Source organism: Roseibium sediminicola (assembly GCF_023156505.1).
Classification (GTDB): domain Bacteria; phylum Pseudomonadota; class Alphaproteobacteria; order Rhizobiales; family Stappiaceae; genus Roseibium; species Roseibium sediminicola.
This window is the reverse complement of record NZ_JALNMJ010000036.1, coordinates 1-26,305: the sequence shown is the minus strand read 5'-3', so window position 1 is coordinate 26,305 and position 26,305 is coordinate 1. Positions and strand designations below refer to the sequence as shown.

The 26,305-nt window shown below is 59.9% G+C and carries 25 protein-coding genes; 19 read left to right on the top strand and 6 right to left on the bottom strand.

Features of this window, described 5'->3' with window-relative positions; genetic code table 11:
- The first annotated feature begins 95 nt into the window (after positions 1–95).
- The 6 genes from M0H32_RS27820 (at position 96) to M0H32_RS27795 (ending at position 7,408) form a co-directional block, all read left to right on the top strand.
- Entirely contained in the window at positions 96–668 is a 573-nt protein-coding gene (locus M0H32_RS27820) for a GNAT family N-acetyltransferase (protein WP_248159906.1), read from the top strand.
- Between the two features lie 685 nt (positions 669–1,353).
- The gene (gene mnmE, locus M0H32_RS27815; RefSeq protein ID WP_248159905.1) at positions 1,354–2,703 is read left to right on the top strand and encodes a tRNA uridine-5-carboxymethylaminomethyl(34) synthesis GTPase MnmE; all 1,350 of its coding nucleotides are present in this window, start codon (positions 1,354–1,356) and stop codon (positions 2,701–2,703) included.
- Between the two features lie 303 nt (positions 2,704–3,006).
- On the top strand, positions 3,007–4,893 hold the full coding sequence (gene mnmG / locus M0H32_RS27810) for a tRNA uridine-5-carboxymethylaminomethyl(34) synthesis enzyme MnmG (protein WP_248159903.1): 1,887 nt from the start codon (positions 3,007–3,009) through the stop codon (positions 4,891–4,893).
- Complete coding sequence (gene rsmG, locus M0H32_RS27805) at positions 4,893–5,549, top strand: 16S rRNA (guanine(527)-N(7))-methyltransferase RsmG (protein ID WP_248159901.1); 657 nt, start codon at positions 4,893–4,895, stop codon at positions 5,547–5,549. The genes mnmG and rsmG overlap by 1 nt, the downstream gene beginning before the upstream one ends.
- A 20-nt stretch (positions 5,550–5,569) precedes the next feature.
- Positions 5,570–6,394, top strand: coding sequence for a ParA family protein (locus tag M0H32_RS27800; protein WP_248159899.1), 825 nt, complete (start codon positions 5,570–5,572; stop codon positions 6,392–6,394).
- Between the two features lie 108 nt (positions 6,395–6,502).
- Positions 6,503–7,408, top strand: coding sequence for a ParB/RepB/Spo0J family partition protein (locus M0H32_RS27795; RefSeq protein ID WP_248159897.1), 906 nt, complete (start codon positions 6,503–6,505; stop codon positions 7,406–7,408).
- 258 nt (positions 7,409–7,666) lie between these two features.
- Here M0H32_RS27795 and holA read toward each other — a convergent pair whose 3' ends face one another.
- From holA to M0H32_RS27775, 4 genes are all read right to left on the bottom strand, one after another.
- Positions 7,667–8,707, bottom strand: a complete 1,041-nt coding sequence (holA, locus tag M0H32_RS27790; RefSeq protein WP_248159895.1) for a DNA polymerase III subunit delta — start codon at positions 8,705–8,707, stop codon at positions 7,667–7,669.
- A 24-nt stretch (positions 8,708–8,731) separates the two neighbouring features.
- Complete coding sequence (locus M0H32_RS27785; RefSeq protein ID WP_248159893.1) at positions 8,732–9,307, bottom strand: hypothetical protein; 576 nt, start codon at positions 9,305–9,307, stop codon at positions 8,732–8,734.
- Positions 9,294–11,915 (bottom strand): leucine--tRNA ligase, encoded by a 2,622-nt coding sequence (gene leuS, locus M0H32_RS27780; RefSeq protein WP_248159891.1) that lies wholly within the window; start codon positions 11,913–11,915, stop codon positions 9,294–9,296. The genes M0H32_RS27785 and leuS overlap by 14 nt, the downstream gene beginning before the upstream one ends.
- 251 nt (positions 11,916–12,166) lie before the next feature.
- The gene (locus M0H32_RS27775; protein ID WP_425607370.1) at positions 12,167–12,658 is read right to left on the bottom strand and encodes a type 2 periplasmic-binding domain-containing protein; all 492 of its coding nucleotides are present in this window, start codon (positions 12,656–12,658) and stop codon (positions 12,167–12,169) included.
- Positions 12,659–13,081: 423 nt separating this feature from the next.
- Here M0H32_RS27775 and M0H32_RS27770 point away from each other — a divergent pair, with 423 nt between their 5' ends.
- Entirely contained in the window at positions 13,082–13,753 is a 672-nt protein-coding gene (locus M0H32_RS27770) for a YggS family pyridoxal phosphate-dependent enzyme (RefSeq protein WP_248159887.1), read from the top strand.
- Between the two features lie 363 nt (positions 13,754–14,116).
- Positions 14,117–14,347 (top strand): hypothetical protein, encoded by a 231-nt coding sequence (locus tag M0H32_RS27765; protein WP_248159885.1) that lies wholly within the window; start codon positions 14,117–14,119, stop codon positions 14,345–14,347.
- A 127-nt stretch (positions 14,348–14,474) separates the two neighbouring features.
- Here M0H32_RS27765 and M0H32_RS27760 read toward each other — a convergent pair whose 3' ends face one another.
- Positions 14,475–15,914, bottom strand: coding sequence for a TrkH family potassium uptake protein (locus M0H32_RS27760; protein WP_248159883.1), 1,440 nt, complete (start codon positions 15,912–15,914; stop codon positions 14,475–14,477).
- Between the two features lie 262 nt (positions 15,915–16,176).
- On the opposite strand from M0H32_RS27760, the gene M0H32_RS27755 reads away from it, so the two are divergent.
- The 9 genes from M0H32_RS27755 to rimM all read left to right on the top strand — a co-directional run bounded on the left by M0H32_RS27755 (position 16,177) and on the right by rimM (position 24,024).
- On the top strand, positions 16,177–17,169 hold the full coding sequence (locus M0H32_RS27755; RefSeq protein ID WP_248159881.1) for a TRAP transporter substrate-binding protein: 993 nt from the start codon (positions 16,177–16,179) through the stop codon (positions 17,167–17,169).
- Positions 17,170–17,279: 110 nt separating this feature from the next.
- Positions 17,280–17,789 carry a TRAP transporter small permease gene (locus M0H32_RS27750; RefSeq protein ID WP_248159879.1) on the top strand — a complete coding sequence of 170 codons (510 nt, stop codon included), beginning with the start codon at positions 17,280–17,282 and terminating at the stop codon, positions 17,787–17,789.
- A complete protein-coding gene (locus M0H32_RS27745) occupies positions 17,786–19,057 on the top strand; it encodes a TRAP transporter large permease (RefSeq protein ID WP_248159877.1) in 1,272 nt (423 codons plus the stop codon). Before M0H32_RS27750 ends, M0H32_RS27745 begins: the two co-directional genes overlap by 4 nt.
- Before the next feature lie 13 nt (positions 19,058–19,070).
- Positions 19,071–19,943, top strand: a complete 873-nt coding sequence (locus tag M0H32_RS27740) for an isocitrate lyase/PEP mutase family protein (RefSeq protein ID WP_248159875.1) — start codon at positions 19,071–19,073, stop codon at positions 19,941–19,943.
- Positions 19,944–20,029: 86 nt separating this feature from the next.
- The gene (locus M0H32_RS27735) at positions 20,030–20,644 is read left to right on the top strand and encodes an exopolysaccharide biosynthesis protein (RefSeq protein ID WP_248159873.1); all 615 of its coding nucleotides are present in this window, start codon (positions 20,030–20,032) and stop codon (positions 20,642–20,644) included.
- Between the two features lie 487 nt (positions 20,645–21,131).
- Complete coding sequence (gene ffh, locus M0H32_RS27730; protein ID WP_248159871.1) at positions 21,132–22,673, top strand: signal recognition particle protein; 1,542 nt, start codon at positions 21,132–21,134, stop codon at positions 22,671–22,673.
- On the top strand, positions 22,670–22,993 hold the full coding sequence (locus M0H32_RS27725) for a chorismate mutase (RefSeq protein WP_248159870.1): 324 nt from the start codon (positions 22,670–22,672) through the stop codon (positions 22,991–22,993). Before ffh ends, M0H32_RS27725 begins: the two co-directional genes overlap by 4 nt.
- 18 nt (positions 22,994–23,011) lie before the next feature.
- Positions 23,012–23,425 (top strand): 30S ribosomal protein S16, encoded by a 414-nt coding sequence (gene rpsP, locus M0H32_RS27720; protein WP_248159869.1) that lies wholly within the window; start codon positions 23,012–23,014, stop codon positions 23,423–23,425.
- Between the two features lie 47 nt (positions 23,426–23,472).
- Positions 23,473–24,024, top strand: coding sequence for a ribosome maturation factor RimM (gene rimM, locus M0H32_RS27715; RefSeq protein WP_248159868.1), 552 nt, complete (start codon positions 23,473–23,475; stop codon positions 24,022–24,024).
- On the opposite strand, the gene M0H32_RS27710 is transcribed toward rimM, so the two are convergent.
- Positions 23,973–24,500 carry a VanZ family protein gene (locus tag M0H32_RS27710; RefSeq protein ID WP_248159867.1) on the bottom strand — a complete coding sequence of 176 codons (528 nt, stop codon included), beginning with the start codon at positions 24,498–24,500 and terminating at the stop codon, positions 23,973–23,975. The two genes, rimM and M0H32_RS27710, sit on opposite strands and share 52 nt — an antisense overlap.
- Before the next feature lie 179 nt (positions 24,501–24,679).
- Here M0H32_RS27710 and trmD point away from each other — a divergent pair, with 179 nt between their 5' ends.
- Entirely contained in the window at positions 24,680–25,390 is a 711-nt protein-coding gene (trmD, locus tag M0H32_RS27705) for a tRNA (guanosine(37)-N1)-methyltransferase TrmD (RefSeq protein WP_248159866.1), read from the top strand.
- Between the two features lie 236 nt (positions 25,391–25,626).
- Positions 25,627–26,103, top strand: a complete 477-nt coding sequence (locus M0H32_RS27700; RefSeq protein ID WP_248159865.1) for a hypothetical protein — start codon at positions 25,627–25,629, stop codon at positions 26,101–26,103.
- The last annotated feature ends 202 nt before the right edge of the window (positions 26,104–26,305 follow it).

Sequence of the window (26,305 nt, the reverse complement as noted above, 5' to 3'; positions counted from 1 at the left end):
AAGGCGCGGCCCGGGCAGGGTTCGCGCCTTTACTTTTTGTTAAGGTTCGCTGTTTCACGTGAATCCTCATTTTCCTTTTGATTCGGATGCGTTTCATGACCAAGACTTTTCTGCTCGAGACCGAGCGCCTGATCCTGCGTTCCTGGAAAGACGAAGATCTCGATCCCTTTGCCGAGATGTGCGCCGACCCAGAAGTCATGCGTTACTTTCCGGATCTCTGGCCGCGGGACCGGTCAGCGCTGCTGATTTCCAAGAGCATGGACAAATTGGACGCAGAAGGATTTTGCCTGCTACCGGTCGAGATCAGGGAGACAGGTGAGTTCATCGGCTTTGTCGGGCTCAACAGTTCCAATCCCGACATGCCGGCGCCATTCGACCCGAGCGTTGAAATCGGCTGGCGCCTGAAACAATCCGCTTGGGGGAAGGGTTATGCGAGCGAGGCTGCCCGGGCGTGGCTTCGATTCGGATTTGAAACGGTGGGACTTGAGGAGATCGTCTCGTTCACGATTCCTGACAATCTACCATCGCAGAAGGTCATGAAGCGGATCGGCATGGCACGGGACCTTGCCGGTGACTTTAGACACCCGGCGATCCCGGAAGATCATCCATGCTCCATGCATGTTCTTTACCGGTTGTCCAAGGCGGACTGGAAGAAGCAGACCGGCTAGGGAACGTTATCGTTGCGCGCGGGATTCACGTGAAACACCGACGGACAATGCTTGCTGAGGCCATGGTTCTGTTTCACGTGAATCCGTGTTTTTGAATCGGCTCCGATACGGGTTGATCCCAATTCCCTTATGGGACTCCGTACAAAAAAGCGTCATCCTGAGGAAGCGCGAATGCGCTGTCTCAAAGGATGGGCTTCTTGCTCCGAGGAGTTCCTGGCCCATCCTTCGAGACGGTCCCCACGAACCTCTTCAGGATGTCGACAGGGGGAGTAGTGAGGCAGGTCGAGAAATACGATGTGCCATTCTCACAGGAGCCGCGATTTGAATCGGTTCCGATTTGGGTAATTCAACTGTTTGGCAACGTCTCTCAATCAAGCAAGAGCGTCATCCTGAGGAAGCGCGCAGCGCTGTCTCGAAGGATCGTTTATATGTTCTGACGGAGTTCTTGGCCCATCCTTCGAGACGGTCCTGGCGGACCTCCTCAGGATGACGGAAGTGGGGTTGTTAGGCAGGTTAGGTCTCAGACCGCGTGATTTGATTCACGTGAAACATCTCTTCCCGGAGCAATCGGAAACCGGCCTCAACTTCGATTCGCCCGCGGAACGGGCTGCGGATGATCTTCCGGTCGGCGGCCAGACTTGATAATGAAGCGGTCCAATCTTTGAGGCCGGTTGAAAGAGAACACATGGCAGACACGATCTTTGCGCTTTCCAGCGGAGCGGTGCCGTCCGGTGTGGCGGTGATCCGTGTGTCCGGACCCAGGACCCGGGAGATCGTCGAATGCCTGGCCGGCCGCCTGCCGGACCCGCGCAAGGCCATGCTGGCCAGGCTGGTGCATCCCCAAACGGGTGAAGTGCTGGATGAAGCGGTTGTTCTCTATTTCGAGGGGCCGGCCAGCTTTACCGGCGAGGACGTGGCGGAGTTCCAGTGTCATGGTGGCCGGGCGGTGGTCAGTGGACTGCTGGCGGTGCTCGGCGGGTTTGAAGATTGCCGGCCGGCGGAGGCAGGGGAGTTCACCCGAAGGGCCTTTGACCGGGGGCGCATGGACCTGACCGAGGTTGAGGGACTGGCGGACCTGATTGCCGCGGAAACGGAAAGCCAGCGGCGGCAGGCGCTGCGGCAGATGGGCGGGGCGCTTGGTGCGCTCTACGAGGACTGGCGCAAACGGCTGATCCATATGCGGGCAATGATCGAGGCTGACTTCGATTTTGCCGATGAAGAGGACATACCCGGCAGCGTCGCCGACGAGGTCTGGGGCGAGGCAAGCGAACTGCATGACGAGATCGAGGATCACCTGGTCCGCTCGAAGAGTGGCGAACGGCTGCGCTCCGGCCTGCAGGTGGTGCTGATGGGTGCTCCCAATGCCGGCAAGTCGAGCTTGCTGAATGCCATTGCCGGCCGGGATGTTGCTATCGTCACGGAGGAAGCGGGCACGACCCGGGATGTGATCGAAGTGCATCTGGATCTTGGCGGCTATCCGGTGACCCTGGTCGACACGGCCGGTCTGCGTCAGACCGAGGGCGTTGTTGAAAAGGAAGGGATCAGACGGGCCGAGGAAAAGGGGCGGGCGGCGGACCTGATCCTATGGGCTGTGGAACCGTGCGGCGTGGCGCAAGACGATCCCTCGGCTGGGCTGCCGGAGGATATGCGGGCCAATGTGCCGGTCTGGACTGTGCGGACAAAGAGCGATCTTGAGACTCTTCCGAAACAAGACTCTTCCGGAACGATCGTTGAGATTGCTTGTTCCAGCAAGAGTGCGGAGGGCATGACACTGCTGTTTAACCGCCTGACTCGTTTTGCAGAGGAAACCATTTCCTTAGGCGAGGCACCTCTGGCGACACGAGAGCGGCACCGGCATTACCTGAAGGAGTGCCTGTCGGGCCTGCGGACGGCGGTCGACTCTCACCATTTGCCGACCGAACTCCGGGCGGAGGATCTGCGCCGGGCCGCGGATGCGCTCGGGCGGATCACCGGGCGGATCGATGTGGAAGATTTGCTCGATGTCATCTTCCGGGATTTCTGTATCGGCAAGTGACCTGTTTCACGTGAATCATCACAAGGGTTCCGGGGATCGATTCAGAACCGGAACATGTTTCACGTGAATCATGTGCCGATCCCCAGGTGGAGGCAGATCCGCTTCCGGTGGCGGTCTGATATGCGGTGCGGAATTCCGCTTTGACCCCAAGGGTAACCCGGCCTATAAGATCCCCCGAATATGTGCCGGTTCAGCCGGCCTGTGCTAGTCTGGCGATGTGCCGGACATTGATCCTTAAAAACCGATCCGGACAATGCCGGGCCCTGGTTGTTGAACCATCGGGTTCCGCGAACGGTAGAGACTATGATCGACCAGGAACTGACATTCGATGTGGTGGTGATCGGCGGCGGCCATGCGGGCTGCGAGGCTGCGAGTGCTGCCGCGCGCGCCGGTGCCGAAACGGCGCTCGTGACCCATCGCTTCGAGACCATCGGGGTGATGTCCTGCAATCCCGCCATCGGCGGTCTGGGCAAGGGGCATCTGGTTCGTGAGATCGATGCGCTGGATGGTCTGATGGGCCGGGTCGCAGATCAGGGCGGGATCCAGTTCCGCATGCTCAACCGGCGCAAGGGGCCGGCCGTGCGCGGGCCGCGCGCCCAGGCCGACCGTAAGCTCTACCGGGAAGCGATGCAGCGGGAGATCTCTGCCATCGAGGGTCTCGCCGTCGTGGAAGGCGAAGCCCACAAGATCCGCTTCGATGGAGAGGGTGCTAGCCGCCGCGTGGCGGGTCTCGACCTTGCCGACGGCCGTGTCGTTCATTGCAAGGCAATTGTGCTGACCAGCGGCACCTTCCTGCGTGGACTGATCCATATCGGCGATCAGAAGATTCCGGCTGGCCGCTCTGGCGAAGCGCCGGCCCTGGGTCTCTCGGTCTCCCTGGAAGAGATCGGTTTTGAACTCGGGCGGCTGAAGACCGGGACGCCGGCGCGCCTTGATGGCCGAACGATCCACTGGGACCGACTGGAAGAACAGCCCGGTGACGAAGACCCGATCCCGTTCTCCACATTGACGGAGAAGATCGAGACGCCTCAGATCCCGTGCCACATCACTCGGACGACACCGGAAACCCACAAGATCATTCGGGACAACCTGTCCCGGTCCGCCATGTATTCCGGCGAGATCAAGGGGCGTGGACCGCGCTACTGCCCGTCCATCGAGGACAAGATCGTGCGTTTTGGCGACCGGGACGGCCACCAGATCTTCCTGGAACCGGAAGGGCTGGACGACCATACTGTCTATCCGAACGGTATTTCCACCTCGCTGCCGGAAGACGCGCAGATCGCTTTCCTCAGAACCATTCCGGGTCTGGAGGAGGTCGAGGTGTTGCAGCCGGGTTATGCCATTGAATACGACCATGTCGATCCGCGCGAGCTCAGGCCGACCCTGGAAGCCAAGCGCTGTCCGGGGCTGTATCTGGCCGGGCAGATCAACGGCACCACGGGTTATGAAGAGGCGGGGGCACAGGGTCTTGTGGCCGGCCTCAACGCCGCACTGAAGGCGGCCGGCAAGGAGCCTTTTGTGGTCGACCGCTCCGAGGGTTATATCGGCGTGATGATCGACGACCTGATCACAAGGGGCATCACCGAGCCTTATCGCATGTTTACCTCGCGCGCCGAGTATCGCCTTTCGCTCCGGGCGGACAATGCGGACCAGCGTCTGACGCCGCTTGGGATTGCCGCCGGCTTTGTTTCGGAGACACGTCGTCAGGCGTTTGACGACAAGATGGCAAAGATCGGGGCGGCCCGGGATCTGCTCAAGCAGCTGACCGTGACACCGTCGGAAGCCCAGAAAAAAGGCCTGCCTGTCAACCAGGACGGTGTCCGCCGCTCGGCCTTCGATCTTCTGTCCTATCCGAATGTGACCTATGAGGGGCTGACGGCGGTCTGGCCGGAACTGGGTGAGATCGATCCGGCAATTGCGGAGCAGGTGGCAACCGATGCCCTTTACGCCGTTTACCTGGATCGTCAAGCGGCCGATATCGAAGCGCTCAAGCGCGACGAAGCCTTGAATATCCCCGATGGTTTCGACTACGAAGCGATCACCGGCCTGTCCAATGAGGTCAAGCAGAAGCTCACGGATATCCGGCCGGCGACCCTTGGCCAGGCCTCGCGCATGGATGGCATGACCCCGGCGGCACTGACCCTGATCCTGTCGCATCTGAAACGCCAGAGCCAGCGGGGCGCTGCCTGATGGGGCGTCCGGTTGTGTTGAACAGCTCTGGACAGGCTGTGTATAAGTTTGGGGATGTTTCACGTGAAACGTTGGAACGTCTGCAGGTCTATGTCGACCTGGTTTTGAAGTGGCAACCCGCACAAAACCTCATTGCGCCGTCGACCATTCCCGACATCTGGACCCGGCATGTGGCCGACAGTCTGCAAACCCAGTGGAGTTATCCAGAGGCGAAGACCTGGGTGGATATCGGCAGCGGCGGGGGCTTTCCCGGTGTGATCACCGCGATCCTTCTGGCCGATGTCCCGGATGCGCATGTGCATATGATCGAGAGCAATCAGCGCAAGGCGGCCTTCCTCAGAACAGCGCTGCGCGAGACTGGGTCGACGGGAACCGTCCATCCGGGCCGGATCGAATCGGTTGCGAAAACATGGGCGCACGGACCGGTCGATGCGGTGTCGGCCCGGGCCCTGGCCTCGCTGGACCTGCTTTTTCAGCTCGCCGAGCCGTTCACCGCGCAAGGCGCGAAGGCCGTTTTCCACAAAGGTCAGGATTTTCAGAGAGAAGTTAACGAAGCCACTGCCCGATGGGACTTCGACATGGTAGAAAAGACCAGTCTTGTTGATCCAATGAGCCGGATGCTTCTTTTCTCCAATATTTCAGCCCGGCCGGAGTAGCCTTGGAAGGTATTGTTGCAATGAGCATGCTTCCCGATGCGCCGCGCGTTCTCGCGCTGGCGAACCAGAAAGGCGGGGTGGGGAAAACCACGACCGCCATCAATCTCGGCACGGCGCTGGCGGCCATTGGCGAAAAGGTGCTGGTGATCGATCTCGATCCCCAGGGCAACGCCTCGACCGGTCTCGGCATCGAACATCGTGACCGGGGCCTGTCGACTTACGAAATCCTCAGTGGCGATTGCTCGCTGGCCGAAGCTGTCCGTGAAACAGCCGTACAGCGGCTCTGGGTCGCGCCGTCGACCATGGACCTTCTGGGACTGGAACTCGAGATTGCATCGACCAGCGACCGGGCGTTCCGGCTGCGCAAGGCCATCGAGGGCCTGACCCGCTCGCGCCTGTTCCAGGAAATCGGCTTTACCTACGTTCTGGTCGACTGCCCGCCGTCTCTGAACCTTCTGACCATCAATGCACTGTCCGCATCGCATTCGATCCTGGTGCCGCTGCAATGCGAGTTCTTTGCACTGGAAGGTCTCAGCCAGCTGCTCAGCACGGTCGAGCAGGTCAAACAGGCGCTCAATGCCGAGCTCAGCATTCATGGCATCGTCCTGACCATGTATGACAGCCGCAACAACCTCTCCAGCCAGGTCGTCGCCGATGTGCGCGAGACCATGGGCGATGCGGTCTACGAAACCATCATTCCGCGCAATGTGCGCATTTCGGAAGCGCCGTCCTATGGCAAGCCGGCGCTGCTTTACGATCTGAAATGCGCCGGCAGCCAGGCCTATCTGCGGCTGGCGTCGGAGATCATCCAGCGCGAGCGCGAGTTGCGCAAGGTTGCAGCCTGATCAGAGGCTTTGGATTCGGATCCGAACTGAACACTTTGTAACCGCGACGGCCGGGCCACTCTCTGTCGCGGGGTAACTTGTTGAAATATAAAAAGAAGAAGGTGCGGCATGGCGGAAAAAGATATCAAGAACAAGCGTTTGGGCCGGGGTCTCGCGGCTCTGATCGGGGACTCGGCCCCAGAGGCGGCCGCACCGCCGGAAAAGATTGTCCGGGACAGTCGCAAGGTGCCGATCGAGCATCTGGTGCCGAACCCGCGCAACCCACGCAAGACCTTTACCGAGAAGGATCTGGCAGATCTGGCTGAGTCCCTCAAGGCCAAGGGCATCGTGCAGCCGATCCTGGTCCGGCCGGCGGCCGGCAAATCCGACCGATTTGAAATCATCGCCGGCGAACGGCGCTGGCGCGCGGCGCAGCGTGCCGGGCTTCACGAAGCGCCAATCATCATCCGCGACGTCACCGACCAGGAAGCGCTAGAGCTTGCCATTATCGAAAACGTCCAGCGTGCCGATCTCAATCCGATCGAAGAGGCAATGGGTTACGAGCAGCTGACGGCGGAATTCAGCTACAGCCAGGGTGAGCTCGCCAAGGTGATCGGCAAGAGCCGCAGCCATGTCGCCAACACCATGCGGTTGTTGAAGCTGCCGAACTCGGTAAAAGACTACCTTGCCGAAGGCCTTTTGACCGCCGGTCATGCCCGCGCCCTGATCACCGTCGATGATCCGGCTGCACTGGCCGAACTAATCGTCGAAAAGGGCCTGACGGTGCGCGACGCGGAGAAGATCTCCCAGGATCCGGATGCGCTTGCCAAGCTCAAGGGCGAAAAGGCGCCGAGCGCAAAGCCTGAGAAAGACGCAGACACCAAGTCCCTGGAAAAGCGCCTGACGGATACGCTTGGCCTCAAGGTGACCGTCGGCCACAAGCCGGGCAAGGAATCGGGCGACCTGAAGATCAAATACACCTCGCTGGAGCAGCTTGACGAAATCTGCAAGAAGCTTGGTGTGGATACGCGCTAAGTCACTGATATTATTCTAGTAACACGAGCCGGAGCCGCCATGCGGTCTCCGGCCTTTTTTGTTGTAGGCCTTCCAGACGTCTCTTCACCCACCAGCGTCATCCTGAGGAGGCGCTTAGCGCCGTCTCGAAGGATCTGCCGCTTGTACCTGAGTGTGCAGCCGATCCTTCGAGACGCGTGTTAACACGCTCCTCAGGATGACGCTGGTGGGTGTGGATAGTGCAATGGTAATAAGAGGAAAAAATCCCTCTACAGCCCGCTATCGCCGCTGACTGCGCGCCCTTGCCGCCCGGCCGAGGGTGAGCAGGGCTTCCGACAGGACCGGCACGCCGAGGGCGTCGTTGAGGCGCGAGACGCGCGTGGCCTCGCTGAGAATGCCCATGGCCCGTTCCAGGTCCTTCAGGGCCCAGATCCGGAGCTGCTGGGAGAATTTCGGCTTGCGGGAGAAGAAGATCGGCGGGCGTTGGCCGTCGATGACGGACTGGGCCGGTTTGCCCTGGTCGATATCGATTCGCATCCGGTGCAAATGCTGGAAATGTTTCAGCGTCTGGTTGGCGATCACGGAGGCCTTGGAACCGGCATCGGCAAGGCGCTCCAGGCCGTGATCGAGCATTGCCAAATCGCCGGTGGCGGCGGCGTCGATCAGCTCCGACATTTCAAACGCCGAAGCATCGCCGATGATGGCTTCGATATCCTCGCTCTCGATGCGGCCCTTGTGGAGCGCGTAGAGGCAGAGTTTCTTCAGCTCGCCACGGCTGGCCATGCGGTCGCCGCCAAGAAGGCTGTGCAGCGTGGCACGGGCCTCGCGGGTGATCGACAGGCCGGCTTCCCGTGTTTCCTCGTCGATCAGCTGGTCAATGCCGCGGTCATTGTCCGCATAACAGGGCAGGGCCACGGCGCGTCTGTGGCTCTCGATCAGCTTGCGCAGACCGGCGCCCTTCTTGATGTCGCCGGCCTCGAGCACGACCAGGGTCTGCCAGTCGTCGAGTTTCAGCACAGGCTCCACGGCCGGGTTGAGGTTCTTGCCGGAGGCATCCTTGACCCAGACGATCCGCCGGCCGCCGAAGAGAGGCACTGTCAGCACCTCGTCAATCAAACGAGTCGGATCCGAACTGATTTCCGAGGCGTCGATCTTGATGAGGTTGAACGGGTCGCTGTCGCCTTCGGAGGCTTTCGCAACCAGCCGGGTGGCCCGCTCCGAAACAAGGCCTGTATCCGGCCCGAAGACAAGCACAACGCCGCCGGCTTCCGGCGGGTTGGCGATGAAGCGGTCGATCTCCGAGGCATTAAGGGCGGTCACGGCCGGTCGGCTCCCCGGTCCTCGTCAGGAACTGCTGGCAAAATAGCCGGCGATACGGGCCGCGATGTCATCCGCGACGGCTTTGGCGACACGTTCCTGGGCGTCCCGATAGGCGCGTTTGTTGGCGAAGCGCTGGTTGGAAAAGTCATAGGAGGCGGATTTGAAGGCCCGACCCGTCATCAGCGTTTCGTCAGTGGCGAGGTCGCTCAGGACGAAGGTGGAGTTCATGGTGGTGGTGTAGGCGGAAGGCACGTCCGCGAACCGTTCGACACCCACTGCGGAGCTGCCGACATCCATCAGCACCTTCAGCCGGTATTTTTTCGGGGCACCGCCCGCGCCACGCTCAAAGCGGTAGGTGAGCTCATTGTAAAGCACCCGCGCCGCATCATCATTGGCAAACTGGCTGTTGATCGATTCGAGATCGATCGCGGCGAGTTCCGAAGCGACCGGCGATCCGATCGTGGCGAAATCACCGGACCCGGTGCCATAAAGCGGCCGGACCTGGCAACCGCTCAGAACAAGGGCGGCCGCGAAGCCGACGCAAAGGCCAAGACGGCGCGTTGCGCCGCCAGTGCGGGAAAGAGTGTCAAACAACGACATTCACGATCCTTTGCGGTACCACGATGATCTTCTTCGGCGGTTTTCCCTCGAGCGCCTTCTTGACGGCGTCGAGTGCCAACGTAGCCGCTTCGACCTCCTCTTTGGAAGCCTCTTTTGCAATGGAAAGCTCGGCGCGCTTCTTGCCGTTGATCTGGATCGGATAGGTGACGCTGTCATCGACCAGCAGGGCTTCATCGGCTGCAGGCCAGGGGGCTTCCGATATCAGATTGTCATGGCTGAGCGCTGACCAGCATTCTTCCGCCAGATGCGGCATCATCGGCGCCATCATATGAACCAGGAAATCGGCGGCTTCGCGCACGGCATATTCGCTGCCGGCATCGCTGGCGCTGTCATTGACGGTCTTGCTGATCGTGTTGACCAATTCATAGAGCCGGGCAACGGCGCGGTTGAAACCGAGCGCCTCCAGATCTGCGGTTACCGCGTGCAATGTCTTGTGGCTGGCACGGCGCAGGTCCAGCGCCTTGCCGGAAACTTCCGGCGCCCGGCCGCTGCGCGGTTCGGTCTTCTCGGAAATGTCGCCGATCAGGCGCCAGACGCGCTGAACGAAGCGCCATGCGCCCTGGACGCCGTCCTCGGTCCAGATGACATCGCGTTCCGGCGGGCTGTCGGACAGCATGAACCAGCGGGCGGTGTCGGCACCGTAGGTGTCGATGATGTCGGTCGGATCGACGGTGTTCTTTTTCGACTTCGACATTTTTTCAATCGAGCCGATGGCGACGTCCTCGCCCGTTTCCACCAGAACCGCGCGGCGGCTTCCGTCAACCTCCTCGATGCGGATGTCGCTTGGCGCAACCCAACGGCCGTTGGCACCTTCGCCGGCACGGTAGGTCTCGTGGGTGACCATGCCTTGTGTGAACAGGCCCTTGAACGGTTCCTTCAGGTCGAGCGCGCCGACTTTCTGCATCGCGCGGGTGAAGAAACGGGAATAAAGCAGGTGCAGGATCGCATGTTCGATGCCGCCGATATACTGATCGACCGGCAGCCAGCCGTTTGCGGCATCCGGATCGGTCGGTTGGTCGCAATCTGGCGCGGTGAAGCGGGCGAAATACCAGGAACTGTCGACAAACGTGTCCATGGTGTCTGTTTCACGCTTCGCCGGCTTGCCGCAGCTCGGGCATGTGGTCTCGCGCCAGGTTGGATGGCGGTCGAGAGGATTGCCCGGCTTGTCGAAATTGATGTCGTCCGGCAGCTGTACCGGCAGGTTTTCGTCCTTTTCCGGAACCACGCCGCAATCGTCGCAGTGAATGACCGGGATCGGACAGCCCCAGTAGCGCTGGCGCGAAATACCCCAGTCGCGCAGGCGGTAGTTCACCTGGCGCTCGCCCTGCGGCGCGCCGTCTACGGTGACGGCTTCCAGCTTCTTCGCGATGGCTTCCTTGGCATCCGGAATGGACATGCCGTCCATGAAATCGGAATTGAAGATGGTGCCGTCATCCGTAAAGGCCTCGGTGCCGACCTCGAAGGTCGCGGGATCCGCATCTTTCGGCAACACCACCGGCTTGACCGGCAGGCCGTATTTGCGGGCGAAATCCAGGTCGCGCTGGTCGTGGGCCGGACAGGCGAAGATCGCGCCGGTGCCGTAATCCATCAGAATGAAGTTGGCGACATAGACCGGCAATTCCAGCGAGGTATCCAGCGGATGTTTGACGCGCAGGCCAGTGTCGATACCCTTTTTCTCCGCCTTTTCAATGGCTTCTTCGGAAGTGCCGACCCGGCGGCATTCCTCGATAAAAGCTTTCAGCTCCGGATTGCCTTCTGCCAGCTTCGCCGAGATCGGGTGGTCCGGAGACAGGCCCATGAAGGACGCGCCGAACAGCGTGTCCGGGCGGGTGGTGAAGATTTCGAGCGTCTTGTCGCCGGTCGGGGCGGTTTCGGTAAACTCGAACCGCACCCGCAGGCCTTCGGAACGGCCGATCCAGTTTTTCTGCATCAACCGGACTTTGTCCGGCCAGCGGTCGAGCGTGTCGATTGCGTCCAGCAGGTCTTCCGAATAATCGGAGATCTTGAAGAACCACTGGGTCAGTTCACGCTGTTCCACCAGCGCTCCGGAACGCCAGCCGCGGCCGTCGATCACCTGCTCGTTGGCGAGAACGGTCATGTCGACCGGGTCCCAGTTGACCTTTGCGTTCTTGCGGTAGACCAGGCCAGCTTCCAGGAATTTCAGGAACAGGCGCTGCTGCTGGGTGTAATAGCCGACGTCGCAGGTGGCGAATTCCCGGCTCCAGTCGAGGGACAGGCCCATGATCTTGAGCTGGTCGCGCATGGTGGCGATGTTTTCATAGGTCCAGTCCTTGGGATGGACCTTGTTCTGCATGGCCGCGTTTTCCGCCGGCATGCCGAACGCGTCCCAGCCCATCGGATGCAGAACATTGAAGCCCTTGGCCCGTTTGAAACGGGCAACCACGTCGCCCATGGCGTAGTTGCGCACATGGCCCATGTGGATACGGCCGGACGGGTAGGGAAACATTTCAAGGACGTAGTACTTGTCACGGGGATCGTCGTTATGCGTGACGAAAACGTCCTTGTCGTTCCAGATCTTTTGCCAGCGCGCTTCCACTTCGCGCGCATTGTACCGTTCCGTTGCCATCAAATGTGCCGTTTGTTCTTGCCGCCGGATCCGGCGGATTTGCTGAGTGAATGACTGCCGGACTGTCACCAGAAATCGGGTCCGGGGTCAACATGCGGTTGGAAGTTTGATCTTGCGGGAACCTGTTTATTTCGCAATGCCGCATTCGTAAAGCTATCGAATGGCCGGTTCCCGCGTTTCTTTGTTGTCCAAAGCGGTTTCCTGCTCCCAGATGTCCTTCATCCTTTTGCCGTCCCGATGGCAGGACGAGTTTAATTCAGCGCCGCGTAGGCCTCCCAGAGTTTTAGCAGTTTCCGACCGTCCGGATGCGCCTTGCTGAACAGGATGAACATCGGGATCTCGCGAAAGGGACCCGTGTGAGCAATGTTGTCCGCGTCGTCTCCTAGGAATTCGCGTTTCTGGATTTCCCCGACCTGAAGGCTCTCGATATAGATGTCGGCCCGCTTGTGGAACAGCATGGACCAGGCCTGTTCTTCCGTGACCACGAAGTGGACATTAACGCCTGCCTTGGTGAGCGGTTTGTCGTACCAGTAGTTTTTCACCGCCACCACCGACAGGCCCTGGTGCCGGAGCATGCCGAAATTGAGCGGTCCCAAACCATCCGGAAAGCGGTCCTTGCGGTAGAAATGCACGTATCTGATCTTGTCGATGGACAGGGTCGAATAATAGAAATCTTCCGCTCTTTCCTTGGTAAAGGACCAGGAGAAGGTCGCGGGAAACGTACCGTTTTTCGTCATTTCCATGGAGCGCTGCCAAGGCAGGAACTCAAACTCCAGATCTATGCCGGCATTGTCGAAAATCCGTTTGACGGTTTGTGTGTGACTGCCAAGGCCGGGGCTCTGCGAGGTAATGTAAGGCGGCCACTCTCCCACCGCGAACGTGAAGGTTTCACTACGTATCGGTGTGGTTCTCAGGAATATTAGAACTGCCCAACAGCAGAAAAATGAACCGATGCGGTTCATTTTTTCCCCCTTGTCACAAATGAGGACGAGTAAAGAAGCTTACCAGAAAACACTAGGAAATGATGAATTCTATCGAATACATGTGGCTTAAAACGGCGTTTGCGATGGAAGCGAGCGCTCAGGTTCAAAAGGCAAAGGGCTCTTGAGATTGATGCGCCAACAGGCATAAGAGAGGGACACACCCGACCAATCGAGGATTTCCCAATGACAACAGCCGCAGACCGCCTTGCCTCCGTCCAGGCTGATATCCGCGACGCGGAAGCCGAAAATGGCCGGGAGACCGGGTCTGTGACCCTGATTGCGGTTTCCAAGACTTTCGAAGCGGAGGAGATCCGGCCTGTTCTGGAGGCCGGCCAGCTTGTGTTCGGCGAAAACCGGGTGCAGGAAGCCATGCACAAGTGGCCTGGCCTGCGCGAGGATTTTGCCGGCATCGAGCTGCATCTGATCGGGCCGTTGCAATCGAACAAGGCCAAGGAGGCGGTGGCGACCTTCGACGTCATTCACACGGTGGATCGGCCGAAGATCGCCAAGGCGCTCAAGGCCGAGATGGACAAGCAGGACCGGCAGTTGCCCTGTTTCATCCAGGTCAATACCGGCGAGGAACCGCAAAAGGCGGGTATTCCACCGAAGGAGGTGGACGCCTTTGTTGCTTATTGCCGGGAAGAGGTGGGTCTTCCCATTATCGGCCTGATGTGCATTCCGCCGGTGGAAGAAGCGCCGGGTGAGCATTTTGCGCTTCTGGAAAAGATCGCCAGGCGCAACGGGCTTGAGCAGCTGTCCATGGGCATGTCCGCCGATTACGCGGTTGCCGTCGGTTTTGGTGCGACCCATGTGCGGGTCGGCTCGGCGATTTTCGGCTCGCGCGACTATGCCTGAAGGATGGCGGGCTGCCATTGTAATCCACACCAAAACAGGCCCGATTTCAGAAAGATAAATATTTTCAATATCTTATTAAATTACTGAATGTTTTGCCCGGTCGCAGAACGGCCCGAAACTGTCAAAAGTGACGAGATTCTGACAGGCCTGGGGCTGATCGTAATAGTCAGACACAACAATGCCCCGAAGGTTTCAAAGCGCCGCCTTCTGCCGGTCGCGATCTCTCAGCAGAGTTTGTCCCGTTCCGGTTCGGCGGGTCGCAGGGGCCCGGCGAACAGACGGAACAGCGGGACCGTCTGGTGTTGCCTGTCGGCAGCCAAGTGGGGACGGCCCGAAACGACCCAAACAGTTGGAGGTCATATCATGTCCAAACGTCTTACGGCTGCTCTTCTCATCGGTGCCATGACCGCGTCTTCCGCGGCACTTGCCCAGGGCATGTCCTTTCAGGCGGTCGACAGCGACCAGGACGGTTACGTGAGCTTTGAAGAGATCACCGCCGCCGTCCCGACCATGTCGGAAGACCTTTTCAATGCAGCCGATGCCAACCAGGACAGCCTGTTGGATCCGGAAGAGTTCGCGACCGTTCAGCCGTAACAACGGCATCGGGCGGTTACCCCCCAAAGGTTGGTTCAACAACCGGACCGCCTGATGTGAACGGAAGCACGAGAACCACCGCCGGAGGTCACGCCGGCGGTGGTTTTCTCATTTGAGGCAGCCTGGGTCAGTCGCGCCAGAAATCGGGTGTCAGCAAAAGAATGCCGCCGAGAATTTCCAGTCTTCCGAGGATCATCTCGAAGGCCAGGAACCACTTTGCGATTTCCGGAAGGGACTGGAACGTGCCGGACGGACCGATCGTGTCGCCGACGCCGGGGCCGACATTGGCGAGCGCCGTGATTGAAGCGCTGAGAGCTGTCTGCAGGTCGAGGCCAAGGGCCATATACACCAGTGAAAACGCGGCGAAAGCGCCCGCATAAACAACAGCAAAAACAAAAACACCTTCCAGAACCGAGTTGGAGACCCTGCGGCCCTGGTATTTTGTCTCGACCACCCGGTGCGGGCGCACCATGCGTTGCAGGAGGCCGCGGAAGTGGCTGAGCAGGATGGCGATGCGGAACATCTTGAATCCGCCCGAGGTCGAGCCGGCGCAGCCGCCGAAAAACGTCAGCACGAAGAAGATCGCGATCACCGCAGGCCCGAACTGAAGATAGTCGTTGGCGGCGTAGCCGGTGGTCGACAGGACCGAGACCACATTGAAAACCGCGAGCGTGAACATGTGGAACGGCGTGTCATGGACGATGTAGCGCTCGAAATAGAAGACACCGAAAGCGGCCACCGTAATGATGGTCAGAAGCAGGACGATCTGGACGTCATACGCCGCCTTGCGCCGCTCGATGCTTCGGATGAGATAGAGAAACGGTACGCTGGAGGCGAGCATGAACAGCGTCGCCACCCAATAGACGGTAATGCCCTGGAATTGACCGAAGGACTGGTCCGACGTCGAAAACCCGCCGGTCGACACGGTGGTCATGGCATGGACGATCGCTTCGAACAGCGTCATGCCGCACAGAACATAAAGTGTCACGCATGCCAGGCTGAGACCGGCATAGAGCCCGAGCAGCCTGAAAATGAACGGACCGACATGGCCATAAGGTTTGTTGGCGGTCTCAGAGGTTTCCATGGCGAACAGCTGGCTGCCGCCAACCCTGAGGCTCGGCAACAACCAGATCCCGATCGCAACCACGCCGATGCCGCCAATCCATTGAAGCAGCGCGCGCCACAACAGGATGCCCGGTGGCATGTTATCGAGGCCGGTCAGGACGGTGGATCCGGTCGTCGTCAGCCCGGAGGCGGTTTCGAAAAAGGCGTCGGTGAAACTGATATTGAGTTCGCTGCCGTAAAGCGGGATTGCCCCGGCCAGGGAAAAGACGAACCAGGCGGCATTCACGAAAATGATGGCTTCGCGGAAGTTGCTTGGGGGGCGCTGCCCCTGAAAGGCGATGGTTGTCAGCGCACCGGCAGTGAGCAAAACCAGCGCGGAGACCAGAAAAACCTGCCAGTCCGCGTTTTTGGCAAAAACATCGGCAATGGCCGGCAGGATCATCAGCAGGGAAATCAGGATGAGCAGTCGTCCGATCGGCAACGCAATGGCGCGGAAATTCATAGACGGGTCATCCGGAACGGTCTGCGATCGACTTGGCAGTCGTGTGTCTCAAAAGCCCTCTGTTATCTGCCTGTGCGCTGCAAAATGCAAGGTTCCGGCCTGCCGCGTCCATCGTACGGATATTGCTGTTGCCGCGTCGGGCCCCTGGCGCCTGGACAGGAGTTGAGCAAAAGTCAGCTTTCCCTGACTTTGCCTAGCTGTGATCTATGTTGACCCTGGGATTGCGCTTTGCCAGACTGACTTCATAAATTGGGAGGACATCATGAAAGCATTTTCCTGGGCCATGGGCGCTGCCCTGGCGCTTGGCCTTGCGGCCGGGACTGCCGAGGCTGCCGACACCACCTTGCGCATTTCGCTGCAATTGCCGCTGACGAGCCATCTCGGCCAGAACCTGCAGCTGTTCAAGGATGAGGTGGAGAAAAACTCAAACGGTGACATTGCCGTCGAAATCTATGATTCCGCGCAGCTCTACAAGGACAAGGAAGTCCCGGCAGCGGTCGGCTCCGGCGCCATCGAAATGGGCGTGGCCTCGCTGACCCGCTATGTCGGCGATGTGCCGGCGGTGGATATTTTCTATCAGCCGTTCCTGTTCGACACGGAAGACAAGGTGCGGGCCGCCGTGGCTCCCGGGTCGCCAGTGCGTGGACCGCTGGACGACGCCATCAAGGAGACCGGTTCGACCGTGCTGTGGTGGCAGGCATATGGCGGCGCGATCATGCTGTCCAACGGTGCTCCGGTGAAAACACCCGACGACATGAAGGGCAAGAAGGTGCGTGTCTTCGGCAAGACGCTGGGCGATTTCGTTACGGCTGCCGGCGGCGCACCGACCCTGATTTCCGGGTCCGAGCAGTATCTCGCTTACCAGCGCGGTACGGTCGATATCGGCATGACCGGGGTTTCGGGCGTGAAATCGCGCAAGCTCTGGGACGTGATGGACACGATCACAGTCACCAACAATGCCGATATCGAGTTCATTGTCGTGGTGAACACCGATTTCTGGAACGGGCTTCCGGATGCACACAAGGAGATCATCCAGGCAGCGGCGCTGAAAGCGGAGGCCGATGTGCGCGATCGCATGTCTCAGATCGAGGCGGATGCCTACGCGGCGGCGGAAGAAAACGGCATGACCGTCTATACGCCGACGGCGGACGAAATGGCCGCCTGGAAGGCCGTCAGCCAGCCGGTCTATGAGGCTTACATCGAAAAGACGGGCGATCTCGGCAAGTCTATCATGGACGCCGCGAAAAACCTCTGACCCCAGAGGGTTCAAATTGAGCGAAGCGGCCGGCAGCAGCTGGCCGTTTCCCGTCCGACTCTCCTTTTTCTCCAGATAGTTGCCGCAAAAGTCTGGCGCCGGATGATCTCATGAAAGCCTTGTCGTTTCCGCTCTTGGCGCTGGCCTGGATCGCGGCGCTGCTGTTTCTCCTTGCCGGGGGGATGCTCACCTATGAGGTGGCGGCACGCTATCTGTTTGTCGCGCCGACCATCTGGGCGGCGGAACTCTCTCAGCTCTGCCTGATCTGGGGCACGCTGATCGCCATGCCCTGGCTGCTGGCGGCGAACCGGCACATCGCGGTGGATGTGCTGACCGAGCGGCTGAACCGGACCGGCCGCCGTCTGTGCCAAGGGCTTGCCATGGCTGCCATCACGGCCTTTAGCGCGGTTGTTGCCTGGAAGGGCGGTGGCATCTTCTACGATTCCTTCGAGCGGGGCCGAACCACGGGATCCATGCTGGATCTGCCGACCTGGATTTCCGAACTGGCGGTTCCGGTCGGATTTGCGCTTTTGTTCCTGCAGGCGCTGGTCGAACTCGGCAAGGTACTGCGGGGCATCGAGCCGGGCGATACCGGGAAGCACGGTGGTGTTGAAACATGACCGTGATCTTGATCCTCGCAGCGCTGTTCGCGCTTCTGCTCATCCGTGTGCCCGTGGCCTTTGCGCTCGGTGGGCTTGGCCTTGCCATGTTGATGCTGGGCGGGTTTTCACCGCTGATGGCGCCGCAGGCGATCCTGTCGACGCTGGACGGGTTCATCCTGCTGGCCGTGCCGCTGTTCCTCTTGATGTCGAACATTCTCCTGAAAGGTGGCGTCGGACGGGATCTCTTTGCCGCGGTGCATGCCTGGGTCGGGCACTGGCCGGGCGGTCTGGCGGTGGCGACGATCCTCTCCTGCGGCATCTTCGCCGCGATTTCCGGATCGTCGGTAGCGACCGCCGCCACGATCGGCACGGTCGCCATTCCGGAAATGATCGGCCGGGGCTACCAGAAACGCTTCGTCTACGGCCTGCTTGCGGCGGGTGGAACCCTCGGGATTCTCATCCCGCCGTCCATTCCGATGATCGTCTATGCCTTTGTCACCGAACAGTCGGTGCTGGACCTGTTCCTGGCCGGGATCGGTCCGGGTCTGCTGCTGGTGGCGCTGTTCATCGTTTATTCGATGATCTACGCGCGCTGGTTCGGTGGCTTCAAGCCGGAACCGGCCGCGGGTTGGGACGAACGGTTGCTGGCGACGCTCCGCGCATTGCCGTCCATGCTGCTTGCGGCCTATGTCATCGGCGTCATCTATACCGGGGCGGCGACACCGACCGAGGCGGCGGCGCTGGGCCTCGCCGGCGCCCTGGTGATCACGCTTGCCATGGGGCGGCTCACCTTCAAGACCTTTCGGGAAGCGATCTTCGACAGCATGGTCACCACCGTCGCGATCCTGCTGATCGTTGCCGGGGCCAAGGTGTTCGGCAAGGCAATCACACTTTACCGGATCCCGCAGGATATCTCGGTTCTGATCAGCCAGACCATCGACACGCCTCTGGCCTTCATCCTGGTGGTGTCGATTGTGCTCCTTGTGATGGGGCTGGTGTTCGAGGCGCTGTCCATGGTGCTGATCATGACACCGGTGCTGCTGCCGGCGGCCTTGGCGCTGGGCATCGACCCGGTTTGGTTCGGCGTCTATATGGTCGTCATGGTCGAATGCGCGCTGATCACGCCGCCGGTCGGTCTCAATCTCTATGTCATCCAGTCGGTCGCCAAGGCGGGCCTGACCGAAGTCTCCCGCGGCGTGCTGCCGTTCCTGGTGATCATGTTGCTCTCGGTCGTGATCCTTTATATCTGGACCGACCTGGCACTTTATATTCCGTTCAAGCTCTGAGGTTTTCGAATAAATGCCGTCTCCGGCCGAAACGCTCCGCGCGCTGCTGGCGCAAGACATGCTGCATGTCATGCCCTGCTGCTATGACGCCCTGTCCGCCAGATTGATCGAACAGGCCGGCTTCGATCTGACCTTCATGTCAGGTTTTGCCACTTCCGCCTCCAGGATCGGCCAGCCGGATCTCGGGCTGATGTCCTATTCGGAAGTGCTCGACCAGGCGCGCAACATCACGGAAAGCCTCGCCATTCCGCTGATCGCCGATGGCGACACCGGGTACGGCAATGCCATGAATGTCCGGCGCACCGTTGCCGGTTTTGCCCGCGCCGGCGCTGCGGCGGTGATGATCGAGGACCAGGTCGCGCCGAAACGCTGCGGCCATACGCCGGGCAAGGCGGTGGTCGGCCGCGAGGAGGCCTTCGACCGGATCCGGGCGGCGGTCGACGCACGGCAGGAGGGCGCCGACATTCTGATCCTGGCGCGCACCGATGCCCGCCACGAACACGGGCTCTCCGAGGCCATCGACCGGGCTCGAAAATTCAAGGAGCTCGGCGCGGACATTCTGTTCGTCGAAGCGCCGAAGACAGTCGCCGAAATGCAGGAGATCTGCCGGGAGCTGCCGGGAGCGAAAATGGCCAACATCGTCGAAGGTGGCGAAACGCCGGATCTCTCCCACAAGGACCTTCAAGAGATCGGCTATGCCATTGCCGCTTATCCCCTGACCCTGATGGCAAGTGCCATGAAAGCCATGGTGAAAACCCTGGAACAGCTCAAGACTGATAACGACCGGACGCCGGACCTGATGGATTTCAAGGAGCTGCGGCAGCGGATCGGGTTCGAGGACTATTACGATGTCTCGGCACGGTACGAGACGTCGAAGCGGAGCTGACGGCACTTCCGGCAACTCCGCGTTGGCAATCTTGCAAATGGAATGATAGACCCGGCGCGACACAGAGGCTGTAACGGAAAACGTGAATGCAGGGCGAGAGACGCCGAAGACCTTCGCTGTCGCTGCCGATCCTGCGAAGATCGCGCGACCAGCACCGGGACGGGACACTGACGCTCGGTAATTTGCTGTCCGCGCTGGGCGAGACCTCGTTCGGCTGGGCGATTGTGCTGTTTTCCCTGCTGACGCTGCTGCCATTGCCGCCCGGCTCCTCGCTCATCACCGGACTGCCCGTGCTGGTGACCACGCTTCAGATGGTGCTCGGTTTTCCGCATGTGAAACTGCCCGGACCGCTGGCGCGCCTCAAGCTGGACCACACCAAGCTGAGGCGAACGATGGCGCGCCTGCGTCCGATCACCCGCCGCCTGGAGCGCATGCTGGTCCGGCGTTACGAAGGCATGCTCGCTCCCAAACATGAACGCACGCTCGGGCTCGCGCTGTTCGTGATCGCGTTCGCGCTGTTTCTGCCGGTGCCGCTCAGCGGCTGGTTTCCGGCAACGGCGCTGTTCATTGCCGGCGTCGGCATTGTCGAACGCGACGGGCTGGTGGTGATCCTGGGGCTGCTGCTGGGTCTGGCCTCGGTATTGCTCACCGCGGCCATCCTGACGTCGATCGCAATCAGCACAAACGCGATGATGGCGTGAGGTGGGGGCCGGTTATGGGAATAATTGCTTTACGCTCGGTGTCACCCCGGACGACCGAAGGGAGATCCGGGCCCCACTCATTTCCAGAGCAATCAAATAATGCAATGACGTCTTGAGAAAAGGCCCAGAGCTTCGGCAAGCTGAATTGCGAGTAGGCCCCGGATCTGCGCTACGCTTGTCCGGGGTGACAGCTCTGGAAGCGCCGCAAGGATTGCTGAGATGGCGAATCACTGAAATCCGCCATCTTCCTTGACTCTCACCCCTCTTTCAGGCATATCCCCGCGAACTCCATATGAGTGACTGACAATCTGATCCGCCGACCGGGACCCGCACAGGTATAAAGAGCGCCCGGAGGTCACCACCCGACAGCGCGATGCGCCCTCGGGTGTCAAACTGCTTTGCGCAAGGCAATCCGGTTGGATTTGAGCGGCTGCTGCCCATATGGTTCGGGAGATTTCCCGAAACGAAGAATGCTCAAGGACCCCTGATGTTTGAAAGCCTGTCAGATCGACTAAGCGGTATTTTCGACAAGCTCACCGGCCGCGGTGCGCTGTCGGAAAACGACGTCAACGAGGCGCTGCGCGAAATCCGCCGCGCGCTGATCGAAGCTGACGTCGCGCTGCCGATCGTGCGCTCCTTCACCGACAAGGTCCGCAACCGCGCCGTTGGCGCGGAGGTCGTCAAATCGGTGACGCCGGGCCAGATGGTCGTCAAGATCGTTCATGACCAGCTGGTGGAAATGCTGGGCGAGGAAGCCCAGCCGATCGACCTGAACGCGCCGGCGCCGGTGGCGATCATGATGGTCGGTCTGCAGGGCTCCGGTAAGACGACCACCACGGCCAAGATTGCCCGCCGCCTGACCCAGCGCGACAAGCGCAAGGTGCTGATGGCCTCGCTCGACACCCGCCGTCCGGCGGCGCAGGAGCAGCTGAAAGTGCTCGGCGAGCAGAACGACGTCGATACGCTGCCGATCATCGAGGGCCAGGGCCCGGTCGAGATCGCCAAGCGGGCGATGTCCGCCGCGAAGCTGGGCGGTTATGACGTGGTCATGCTCGATACGGCCGGCCGCATTCATATCGACGAACCGCTGATGGTGGAGATGGCCGAGGTCAAGGCCGCTTCCCAGCCGCATGAAATCCTGCTGGTCGCCGACTCGCTCACCGGTCAGGACGCCGTCAATCTGGCGCAGAGCTTCGACGAACGCGTCGGCATCACCGGCATCGCGCTGACCCGTATGGACGGTGACGGCCGCGGCGGTGCGGCGCTCTCGATGCAGGCGGTCACCGGCAAACCGGTCAAGCTGATCGGTACCGGCGAAAAATCCGACGCGCTGGAGGACTTCCATCCCAAGCGGATCGCCGACCGCATCCTCGGCATGGGCGACATCGTCTCGCTGGTGGAAAAGGCGGCGGAAGCCATCGACGCGGAACAGGCCGCCAGGATGGCGAAGAAGATGCAGAAGGGTCACTTCGACCTGGATGATCTCGCCGAGCAGCTGAAACAGATGGAAAAGCTGGGCGGCATGTCCGGAATGATGGGCATGCTGCCGGGTGTCGGCAAGATGAAGAAGCAGATCGAGGCTGCCAACATCGACGACAAGATGTTCAAGCGCCAGGTCGCCATCATCCAGTCGATGACGCCGACCGAGCGCAAGAAGCCGGATCTTTTGAAGGCCAGCCGGAAGAAGCGCATTGCCGCCGGTTCCGGCGTGCAGGTGGCCGAGGTCAACAAGCTTCTGAAGATGCACCGCCAGATGGCGGACATGATGAAGAAGATGGGCAAGGGCAAAGGCATGCTCGGCAAGCTGATGGGCGGCATGGGCGGCGGTATGCCGGATGTCGACCCCAAGCAGCTTGAGGAAATGGCCAAGTCCGGCCAGCTGCCCGGCGGCATGGAGATGCCCAAAGGCTTGCCCGGCGGTCTCGGCGGCGCCGGACTGCCTCCGGGCATGGGGCTGCCGGGTCTTCCGGGCCTTGGCGGTCCGAAACTTCCGGGTCTCCCGGGCATGGGCAAGGGCAAGAAACGATGAGCGAAGCGGAAACCCGGCTGGGTGACAGCGAGGCCCTCAACGAACTGAAAGCTCTGCGCTCATCCATCGACAATATCGACGCGGCATTGGTTCACATGCTCGCCGAACGGTTCAAGTGCACCCAGAAAGTGGGCGTTCTGAAAGCCACCAACGACCTGCCGCCGGCCGACCCGGCGCGGGAGAAAATTCAGATCGAACGGCTGCGTCAGCTTGCCAGCGACGCCCATCTCGATCCTGACTTTGCCGAAAAGTTCCTGAACTTCATCGTTCGGGAAGTGATCCGGCACCACGAAGCCATTGCCGCTGAAGCCGGCAACTGAACAAACTGGAGAAACAAAATGGCTACGAAAATTCGCCTGGCACGCGGCGGTTCCAAGAAGCGCCCGTATTACCGCATCGTCGTTGCAGACATCCGCTCCCCGCGCGATGGCCGCTTCATCGAAAAGGTCGGTTCCTATGACCCGATGCTGCCGAAGGATTCCGAAAACCGCGTGCAGCTGAATGTCGAGCGCATTCAGTACTGGCTCGAAACCGGTGCCAAGCCGACCGACCGCGTGCACCGTTTCCTGGACGCCGCCGGCCTGTTGAAGCGCGATCCGCGCAACAACCCGAAGAAAGCCGAACTGGGCGCCAAGGCAAAGGAACGCCTGGAAGCCAAGCGTCAGGCTGAAGAAGAAGCCGCAGCTGCTGCCGCTGAAGCTGCCGCCGCACCGGCCGAAGAAGCCGCTTCCGAAGAAGCTGCTGCTGAATAAGCCGATGAGACTGGGCGCACCGGCTACTTCAGCGGAGACCTTGTGACATGTCGACAGACGATCAGAAGGTGCTGATGGCGAAAATCGGTGCCGCCCACGGCATTCGCGGGGAAGTGCGGGTCAAGCCGTTTGGCGATGATCCGCTTTCCTTTGCCGATTACGGCATCCTGACCACGCGGGACGGCAAAAGATCCTTCGAGGTGGACAAGGCGCGGGTGCAGAAGACGGTGGTGGTGACCAAGTTCAAGGGCATCAATGACCGCAACCAGGCCGAAGAACTGAACGGGATCGAGCTTTTCATCTCCCGCGACCAGCTGCCCGAGCCTGACGAAGACGAATTCTACTATTCCGACCTGACCGGGCTCGACGTTCTTGACCAGAGCGGCGAGACGCTCGGCAAGATCGTGGCCGTGCAGGATTTCGGCGCCGGGGATCTCCTGGAGATCCGGCCGAAACGCGGCCGCACGTTCTATATCCCGTTCACGAAGGATTTCGTGCCTGAGATCAGTCTGGACGAAGGATTGGTGCGCGTGGACCTGCCGGAGGATTATTTCTCCGAAGGGGATCCGGAGCCTTCCGAGGACGCGCCCGACAGATAGCGTGTGCGCACGGGCTCAAGGCCCATCTGACGGAGATTGAGCTCTTCTTCCTCTGGCGCCTCGTCCCGAACCGCCTGGCGGGTTTCGGACCGGATCAGCGCGATCAGGGCGACAATCAGGGCAACGCCGATGCCGTTGGCGACCGCGTCCTGCAGGGACATCTCGTGATGGGGAATAAATCCCTGTGCCACTTCGCCGGCGAGACCCATGCCAAAGGCGACGACGGCGGAGATGCGCAGCCGGCAGCAGAACAGCGCGTGGATCGACAGGGTCAGCAACGCGAAAAAGCCGATATGAATGACCTTGTCATAGGGATGGCCGACGCCGGTGTTGAACACCAGGCCGACCAGAACGCCGAAGGTCATCAAGGCAAGCAGCGGCAGGACACGGCTCAGCGAAATGTCGAGATAATGCCGGTCGACATAGGTCTGGATGAACCCCGGAAGGGTCAGACGAAAGACTGGAAACTTGGCCACGATGAAAGACCCGATTGAAACGCACTTGCCACACTAGGGAGGGAGCCTTAATCAGAACTTTCCGTTTGAAAATTACCTTGTGAATTTCACAGGAATTCAGTGAACGGGGTTAACGGACCTTTAACCAAAAGGCCGTTTTGAAACGTAATCAGGACTTTAGCGAGACATTGGCTGGCCCCATGGCTTTCAAGGCGACCATTCTGACGCTCTATCCGGACATGTTTCCGGGGCCACTCGGCCAAAGCCTCTCCGGCCGGGCGCTGGACAAGGGCCTGTGGCAGCTGGAGACCAGCCAGATCCGCGATTTTGCGACCGACAAGCACCGCTCCGTCGACGACACGCCGGCAGGCGGCGGCGCCGGCATGGTGCTGCGTGCCGATATCCTTGCCAAGGCCATCGATGCCGCGGCGCCGGCGGACGATCCGCGGCCAAGGCTCCTGATGAGCCCGCGCGGGCTGCCTTTCACCCAGAAACGGGCCCATGAATTGGCCGAGGGCCCGGGTGCCATCATTGTCTGCGGCCGCTTCGAGGGCATCGACCAGCGTGTGATCGATGCACGCAATCTCGAGGAAGTCTCCATCGGCGACTATATCCTTTCGGGCGGCGAGATCGGCGCGATCACGCTGCTCGACGCCATCATCCGGCTGATCCCGGGTGTCATGGGCAACATGGAAAGCGCGGACACGGAAAGCTTCGAGACCGGCCTCTTGGAACATCCGCATTACACACGACCTGCGGAGTTCGAGGGCCTGACGATCCCCGAAGTGCTGACCTCGGGCAATCACAAGAAAATCCACGAATGGCGCATGTCGGAATCCGAAAAACTGACCCGCGACCGCCGCCCGGACCTCTGGCACGCCTATATGGCGGATGAGGATGATGTGGATTGAAGGTGCTGAAGTCGGCCGTTCAAGATGAAATTAGAACTCCGATGGGCGATCGAAATCGAGATCGGACAATGGAAGTATCCGCTCTTTTGAGGACAAACCTTCCGGATCTTCGTTTTAGATCTAGCTAAATGAAAAAGCTGAGCATTTCCAATGCGAGCGAAAAGCAAAATGTAAGATGAGCTGACAGCGATGCAGGTCGCTGCCTGAATTGAATAAAGGCTCAGTAGGAGCTCCCAATGCTCAATAAAATGACGATTATGATTTGTTTTTTGTTGTTATCGACGTCGCAGTTGAGAGCAGATATTCTGAGTCCATTCGAACTAGACATGAGTTCGGAAGAGGACCTGCAGCAAATTATTGGAAATAAGCTCACGATTTGTTCAGCTGGCGGTATCGTGAGAGTGGAATTCAAGCATGATCATCGAGTGATTTACACAAAACATCCGCGCTATGATCTAGGAAAATTTGAATTAAGTGCAAAAAACGCAACCCGAGTGGAAACCGAATGGTTCGTCGACGGTAAGAACATTTGTGAAAAGGAAATCGGTGTCCAAAACGAAAAGATAATCAACTGCAGGAAAATAAGTCGGGCAAATCGCAATGGCTATTTTTTTGTTGAACATGATGAGCAGGGAAGTGCAAATCATTACACTATGCAGGAGTGCTCATCCTTGCGATTTGATTGCTTTTGTGTGTCCTACAATACATTTTGAGCACTGTTTTAGACAGAACATTCGTGAACTGAGGTAATATCTCAGCCTGAAGGTTTACGATCACTATCACATGGATAGATTGTAAGCGTTGGCAGCCCCCCACGTTGCCCGTCTTGATCCGGGTTGCGACTTGATACGCATCTCAATGTTGGGAGTGCGTTTCGCAATGTGTGCTACAAATTCGTTTCTCAAATCCCTTGGT